Origin of the sequence: Mycobacterium asiaticum DSM 44297 (assembly GCF_000613245.1) — a bacterium.
Lineage (GTDB): Bacteria > Actinomycetota > Actinomycetes > Mycobacteriales > Mycobacteriaceae > Mycobacterium > Mycobacterium asiaticum.
Window position 1 is genome coordinate 252,723 of sequence record NZ_HG964939.1, and the last position, 6,814, is coordinate 259,536.

Sequence of the window (6,814 nt, forward strand, 5' to 3'; positions counted from 1 at the left end):
CGCCGCCGAGCCGCCCACGGCAAGCCCGGGCAGCGCCGCCGCCGGTGCGTTGATGGCGGCCGCGGCGTCCCCCATGGGAGTCGAGTTGCGGGCTTCGGCGGCGTCGTACTGGTTGGCACCCGCGGTCATCAATTCCACGAACTGCTGGTGGAACGCGACGGCCTGCGCGCTGAGCATCTGGTAGGCCTGTGCATGCGCGCCGAACAGCGCCGCGATGCCAGCCGAGACCTCGTCGGCGCCTGCCGGAAGAACACCGGACGTCGGGAAGGCCGCGGCCGAGTTGGCCGCGCTCAGCGTCGAGGCGATTCCGGCCAGGTCATTGGCGGCGGCCGCGACATATTCGGGCGCTGCATTCACCCACGACATGTACAAACCTCCGAGCACTGCGACAGCCCCGCGGTCGCACACGTGATCCAAGGCACAGTGGGCACGTGTCAAATGCTAGCGTGCCGGAGCGGGTGGTCCGTGCAGTTCTTCTAAGAAAGAGTTGAGAGCTGGGCAAACGCTCGGAAAAAATTTCCCAAAACGTCAACGCCAGGTCAAAAAGCCGCTCGGAGCAGGTAAGTGTCCATGATCCAGCCGTGCCGAACCCGCGCCTGTGCGCGCACTTCTTCGATGCGCTGACCCACCTCGCCGACCGTGCCCGCGACCAGGAGTTCATCCGGGGTTCCGAGGTAGGCGCCCCACCAGATCAGGGTGTCCGGCGAGCAGGACTGGAACGAGCAGTCGGCGTCCAGCATGACCACCGCGGTGCCGGACAGCCCGCTACCGCGTAGTTGCCGGCCCGTGGTGACCAGCACCGGCGCACCGATCTCGTTGAGCGGAATCCGGTGCCGCGCCGTCAGAGCTTGGATCGCGGTGATGCCGGGGATGACGTCGTAGCTGATTTCCAGCTCGGCCGCCACCGCCTCGAGGATGCGCAGCGTGCTGTCGTAGAGCGAAGGATCGCCCCAGGCCAGGAAGGCGCCGACACCACCCGGCGCCAGTTCGGCGGAAATGGCCGCCGCCCACATCCTGGTCCTGGCGGCGTGCCATTCCGAGACCGCCTGACGGTAGTCGCCGTCACCCGCGCGCGGCGGATCGGGCAACTCGACGAACCGGTACCCCGGTTGGCGGATGAAGCGCTCGCAGATCTGCCGGCGCAGCGCGACCAGGTCGCGCTTGGCCTCGCCTTTGTCCATCGCGAAGAACACCTGGGTGTCGTTGAGGGCCTTGATGGCCTGAACGGTCACATAGTCGGGGTCTCCGGCACCGATCCCGATGACGTGGATGTGCCGACTCATGCGGTCAACCTAATCGAGATCTCGAAGGCCCTATGCGGAACCGCCGGTACCGGATACCATGAGTAATGAGTGTGATCTTCCTTACGCCTGAAAGGGACATCAGCATGACTACAGCGGTTCGACCCAGTGGTCCGAGTCGTGAAGAGTTCTCCGAGCGCCTGCTCAAGGGTTCGATCAAGAAGTCTTACGAGCCCGTCGTCGACATCGATTGGGACGCGCCCCTCGACCCCGACAAGTTCTTCCTGCCGCCGCGGCTGGTATCGCTCTACGGCACGCCGATGTGGGACGAGATGACGCGTGAGCAGCAGATCGAGTTGTCCCGCCAGGAACTGGTCAACACGCTGTCGGCCGGAATCTGGTTCGAGAACATGCTCAACCAGTCGCTGTTGCGGACCATCCTGCACGAGGACCCCACCAGCAGGTCCACGCATTACAAGCTCACCGAACTCGGCGACGAGACCCGGCACATGGTGATGTTCGGCAAGGCGATCGAGCGTATCGGCGCAAAGCCGGTACAGCCGAAGCGTTTGCACCGCTGGATCATCAACGCGCTGCCGTTGGCGTTCCAGCGCGGGTCGATGCTGTGGGTAGCCGCGCTGATCGGTGAGGAGATATTCGACTCGTTGCAGCGGCAGATGATGGATGACCCGGAATTGCAGCCGATCATCCAGCGGCTCATGCGGATTCACGTCACCGAGGAAGCCCGCCACATCCAGTTCGCACGCGACGGTGCCCGCAAGCGGGTCGCCGAGATGCCCCGGTTCAACCGCTGGTTCATGGCCAACATCAACGGACTCGGCGGATACTTTTTCAACTACCTGTTCAGCAATCCGGTTCCCTACGCTCGTGCCGGGCTGGACGCCGCGCGAGCGCGACAGATCGCGCGCGCCAGCGCCCATCGCCGGGAGGTGCAGGTTGCCGGATTCGCGCCGCTGGCTGCGTTTCTCACCGAAGTGGGTTTGATGGGCCCGATCGCGCGGCGCGGCTGGAAGCGCAGCAGGTTTCTGTGACGACGGCGCAATCGCTGCTCGTCTTCGGCGCCGGAGCCGACGCCGATAGCGTCCGGTCCGCGCTACAGGACGCCGGGGTCACCGGAGTTGCGGTGCTCGAAAAGCCGTTGCTGCGTTCGGTTTTCGAGGATTCCACGGGAACGTGGGCGCTGTACACGGCCGACGGCGACATCGTGCGGGCGCACGTGATCGTCGCCGCGCACCCACCAGCGGACCTGCCGTGGACCCCGAACTTACCAGGGCACAACGAGTTCGGGGGTGACGCGTTTCATGCCGCCGCGTGGGATCCGCATTTCCATGCTGCCGGCAGGCGGATCGCGGTCATCGGCGCCGATTCGTTCGCCGGTCATCATCTCGGCCGCCTGGTCTCCTGTGCCGAGTCGGTGACCGTCTTTCCCCATGCGCCGCGGCGGATCGTCACGGACCTGCAATATTGGCCGGCCCGGGCCAGGAATCGGTTGCGTCGGCGGCGCCGCGCCCAACGACCTGGCCCGCAGCTAGGCGCGACGATCGGCGCCGTCACCTCGACCGGCATCCGCACCGTCGACGGCGTTGAGCACCCGGTCGACACGATCATCTACGGCACCGGATTCGCACTCGGCGCCGAGCGCGCCCTGGTCGGCAGCCGGGGGCTGACGCTGCGGGATGTCTGGACCGACGGCATGGAGCCTTTCTTCGGCGTGGCCGTTCGCGGATTCCCGAACTGTTTCTTCGTCAGTGGCCCCGACCGGGCCGCGCAAGTCCGCTACATCGCCGCGTGCGTCGAGCTGATGAAGCGCACCGGCAGTGCCCGCATCGAGGTGCGTCGCAGCAGTCAGCAGGTGTTCAACGAGCGCGCCCAACTCGGGCCCGCCGCTCCCCCGCCGGTGTCCTCGGCGTTCGAGCTGTCCGCCAGCGCGCCGGACTACGAGGACACCTATGACGGCACCGCCACCCTCGAGATCGGCGGTACCAGCCAACCGGTGCACGTCCGTCTGATCGGTCACCTGGACCCCCTCGACGGCAATTACCACTGGCAGGGGACCATTTTTGACGCCCTGCCCGAGGAGTCGGTGAAGCGTTCGCGCGCCGCCACCCTGTCGGTGGGCGACCACAGCGCGCCGGCCCGCATCGTCGAGCGGACGCCGTGGGGAACCCATTCGGTCGCCGGCGTGGGTAGGCCGCCGTATGCGGTAAGCGAGCGCTGACCGCTCCGCTCGACGCCGAAAATCTCTGCATCGAGCCCGCTGAACTGCCATTAGGCTGGAGTAAGTCCCCAACAAAGGTTGACCGCGCGCGCCGAATGGGTATCCGCTGGGTATCTCTGCGGCGGTCGAGGGGGGTATAGCGCGTCGACGTTCCACTTTCCCTGAGCGGGGCGGTGGGCTGAAGATGGACCTTTACACGACGGAGGCGCGACACTGACGCGAGGGCAAGAGGCAGAAATTCGAGGAGCGGGAGATGAAACCGGACGACACGATGGCGCTGGTACATCGATGAGCGCGGTCGCCAAGTCCTCTAATTCGTTGGCCCTGGCGTCGCGAACCGAGCAATCGGTTGTGGTTCTCACCGCCGAGGGCGTGCTCGACGCAGGCAACTCGGCGGAGCTTCGGGACAGCATCACCAAGGCCACCCTCGACGTGCCCACCGCTGTCATCGTTGATGTCAGTGCCCTTGAAGTCCCTGACGAAGCGACCTGGTCGCTGTTCATCAGCGCCCGCTGGCAGCTGGATACCCGGCCCGATGTCCCAATCGTGCTCGTCTCGGCCAATCGCGCGGCCCGCGACGCGATCGCCCGCAACGGGGTCACCGACTTCATGCCGGTGTTCCCCACCGACAAGGGCGCGATGAAGGCTGTCGCCAAGCTCGGGCGTCGCAAACTGCAGCACGCGCAGACCAAGCTGGCGGCAAACGTGACCAGCCTGCGCGAATCCCGTCAATTGGTCCGCGAATGGCTGACCAATTGGTCGAAACCTGGTCTGATCCCGGTCGCGCTGGTGGTGGTCAACGTCTTCATCGAGAACGTGCTCGAGCACACGGGCAGCGATCCGGTAATGAGAATCGAGTGCGAGGGCCAGACGGCGACCATCGCGGTATCCGATGGCAGCAGCACTCCGGCGGTGCGGTTGGACTCTCCCGCAAAAGGTATTGACGTGTCCGGGCTCGCCATCGTCGAGGCGCTGTCCCGCGCGTGGGGCAGCACCCCGACCTCATCGGGCAAGACGGTCTGGGCGGTTATCGGTCCGGAGAACCAGCTGTAACGTGTACCCGTGCGGTTCAGCTACGCCGAATCACTGACCGATCCGGCCTTCTACATTCCCCTGGCCAAAGCGGCCGAGGCAGCGGGCTATCACAGCATGACGATCGCCGACAGCATCGCCTATCCCTTCGAGTCCGACGCGAAGTATCCCTATACCCCCGACGGGAACCGTGAGTTTCTGGACGGTAAGGAGATCGTCGAAACCTTCGTTCTCACAGCGGCATTGAGCGCCGTGACGAGCACGTTGCGATTCAACTTCTTCGTGCTCAAGCTCCCCGTCCGGCACCCGGCGCTCACGGCCAAGCAGGTCGGATCCCTGGCCGCGCTGAACGGCAACCGGGTGGGCTTCGGTGTCGGCACCAGCCCATGGCCGGAGGACTACGAGCTGATGGGACTGCCATTCGCCAAGCGCGGCAAGCGAATCGACGAATGCATAGAGATCGTCCGCGGGCTCACCACCGGCGACTACTTCGAGTTTCACGGCGAGTTCTACGACATCCCCAAAACCAAGATGAGCCCCGCACCGACCCAACCTATTCCGATCCTGGTCGGTGGGCACGCCGACGCCGCGCTGCGCCGGGCAGCGCGTCTGGACGGCTGGATGCACGGCGGCGGTAGCGATCCAGAGGAACTCGATCGACTCATCGCCAAGGTCAAGCGGTTTCGTGAGGAAGAAGGCAAGACCGGTCCGTTCGAGATTCACGTGATCTCGATGGATGCCTATACCGTCGACGGCATCAAGCGCCTAGAGGACAAGGGCGTCACCGATGTCATCGTCGGCTTCCGGTGGCCCTACATCAACGGGCGCGACCCGGAACCACTGCAGACCAAGATTCGCAATCTGGAGAAGTACGCCGACAAGGTGATGTCGAAAGTTTAGGCGTCACAGCGCATCCCACTTGGGCGCCCGCTTCTCGCGGTGCGCCAGCGCGGCCTCGGTGGGGTTGTTGGTGAACCCGGTGAGGATCTGGGTGCGGTTCTCCAGTTCGATGGCGTGCCGCAGACTGGGCGCATCCAGCGCCGCGTTCAGACCGATCTTGGTCTGCCACACGCCCAGCGCATTGTTCGCCGCGATCTCGCGGGCCTTGTCCAGGGCGGCCGCCATCAGCTCATCCGCGGCGACCACCTGGTGCACGAGCTTGATGCGGTAGGCCTCGTCGGCATCGATGATCCGGCCGGTGAGCATCAGCTCACGCGCCACCCCGGCACCGACGATCTTGGGCAGTAGGTAGCTGGTGCCCATGTCCATAGAGGAGAAGCCGGCCTTGATGAACACCGAACCGAACCGGGCAGTCTCGGCGGCGATCCGGATGTCAGAGTGCAGCGCGAAGGCCAGCCCGCCCCCGACGGCGACGCCATTGACGGCGGCGATCACCGGGATGGGCAGCTCGTAGAGCCGGACGTACAGGTTGGCCAGGCGCACCTGGGCGTCGTAACTGACCTTGAAACTCGGGGTGTCGGGCCGTGTTTCGGTCCAGGCCTGTCCGGTGCCGCTGAGGTCTGCGCCGGCGCAGAACCCGCGCCCGGCTCCGGTCAGGATTGTCGCGCGGAACTCGCCGCCGCTGATGACGTCGAGCGCTTCCTCCACGCCGTCGATGAGGGACCCGTCGATGGCGTTCAGGACCTTGGGCCGGTTGAGGGTGATGCAGGCGATGTTGTGGTTGAGTGTTTCCAGTGTCACTGCGGGTTCCGGTGCCATACCCGAACCGTAGGCGACTCAGGCAATTTCCAGACAAGGGGCTTACCGTTGCTCCATGGCGCGTGCCGATGACGACAGCTGGGACCTGGCGAACAGTGTGGGAGCGACCGCGACCATGGTTGCCGCCGCCCGCGCGGCCGCCAGCCGGCGCCCGAACGCGGTCGTCAATGACCAGTACGCCGAGCCACTGGTTCGTGCGGTCGGGCTGGAGGTGTTCATTCGGCTCGCCGCCGGCGAACTCGACGGCGTCGACGGAGCCGGCGACTTGGGCTTCCCCAGGATGGTCGACACGTTCGCGGCCCGCGCGAAGTTCTTCGACGACTATTTCGCGGAGGCTGCGGCCACCGGCCTGCAGCAGTTCGTGATCGTGGCGTCGGGACTGGATTCGCGCGCCTACCGGCTGCCCTGGCCGGCTCGCACGGTCGTGTACGAGATCGACCAACCCGAGGTGATCGAGTTCAAGACGACCACGTTGACCAGGCTCGGGGCCCGCTGCGACGCCGAGCACCGCCCCATCGGTTTCGACTTGCGGGAGGACTGGCCGGCAGCACTGTTGGCCGCGGGCTTCGATCCCGAACGGCCC

At 65.7% G+C, this 6,814-nt stretch carries 8 protein-coding genes; 5 read left to right on the forward strand and 3 right to left on the reverse strand.

The genetic code is table 11. From position 1 onward, the window contains the following. A partial coding sequence (locus BN972_RS30670) for a PE family protein (protein ID WP_036365830.1) occupies positions 1-366 on the reverse strand: 366 nt, incomplete at its 3' end. A 173-nt stretch (positions 367-539) separates the two neighbouring features. Further along, the gene (gene cobF, locus BN972_RS25135; protein ID WP_036364423.1) at positions 540-1,283 is read right to left on the reverse strand and encodes a precorrin-6A synthase (deacetylating); all 744 of its coding nucleotides are present in this window, start codon (positions 1,281-1,283) and stop codon (positions 540-542) included. Positions 1,284-1,387: 104 nt separating this feature from the next. Between cobF and BN972_RS25140 the strand changes: the two genes are divergently transcribed. The 4 genes from BN972_RS25140 (at position 1,388) to BN972_RS25155 (ending at position 5,412) form a co-directional block, all read left to right on the forward strand. Further along, positions 1,388-2,293 (forward strand): AurF N-oxygenase family protein, encoded by a 906-nt coding sequence (locus tag BN972_RS25140; RefSeq protein WP_036364427.1) that lies wholly within the window; start codon positions 1,388-1,390, stop codon positions 2,291-2,293. 215 nt (positions 2,294-2,508) lie between these two features. Continuing rightward, entirely contained in the window at positions 2,509-3,480 is a 972-nt protein-coding gene (locus BN972_RS25145) for a DUF4873 domain-containing protein (protein WP_235192604.1), read from the forward strand. Positions 3,481-3,768: 288 nt separating this feature from the next. Next, positions 3,769-4,533, forward strand: a complete 765-nt coding sequence (locus BN972_RS25150; protein ID WP_036364429.1) for an STAS domain-containing protein — start codon at positions 3,769-3,771, stop codon at positions 4,531-4,533. A gap of 9 nt (positions 4,534-4,542) precedes the next feature. Then, a complete protein-coding gene (locus BN972_RS25155) occupies positions 4,543-5,412 on the forward strand; it encodes a TIGR03619 family F420-dependent LLM class oxidoreductase (protein WP_036364431.1) in 870 nt (289 codons plus the stop codon). A 3-nt stretch (positions 5,413-5,415) separates the two neighbouring features. Here the strand turns inward: BN972_RS25155 and BN972_RS25160 are convergent, their stop codons facing one another. Next, positions 5,416-6,231, reverse strand: coding sequence for an enoyl-CoA hydratase/isomerase family protein (locus tag BN972_RS25160; RefSeq protein ID WP_036364433.1), 816 nt, complete (start codon positions 6,229-6,231; stop codon positions 5,416-5,418). 55 nt (positions 6,232-6,286) lie between these two features. On the opposite strand from BN972_RS25160, the gene BN972_RS25165 reads away from it, so the two are divergent. Further along, positions 6,287-6,814: class I SAM-dependent methyltransferase (locus BN972_RS25165; protein WP_148305418.1), on the forward strand; the 528-nt coding region annotated here is incomplete at its 3' end.

What these genes read in the sequence shown, in the direction of transcription:
- cobF (WP_036364423.1), bottom strand. Translation starts at nt 1,283, where the DNA reads ATGAGTCGGCACATCCACGTCATCGGGATCGGTGCCGGAGACCCCGAC.
- BN972_RS25140 (WP_036364427.1), top strand. Translation starts at nt 1,388, where the DNA reads ATGACTACAGCGGTTCGACCCAGTGGTCCGAGTCGTGAAGAGTTCTCC.
- BN972_RS25150 (WP_036364429.1), top strand. Translation starts at nt 3,769, where the DNA reads ATGAGCGCGGTCGCCAAGTCCTCTAATTCGTTGGCCCTGGCGTCGCGA.
- BN972_RS25160 (WP_036364433.1), bottom strand. Translation starts at nt 6,231, where the DNA reads ATGGCACCGGAACCCGCAGTGACACTGGAAACACTCAACCACAACATC.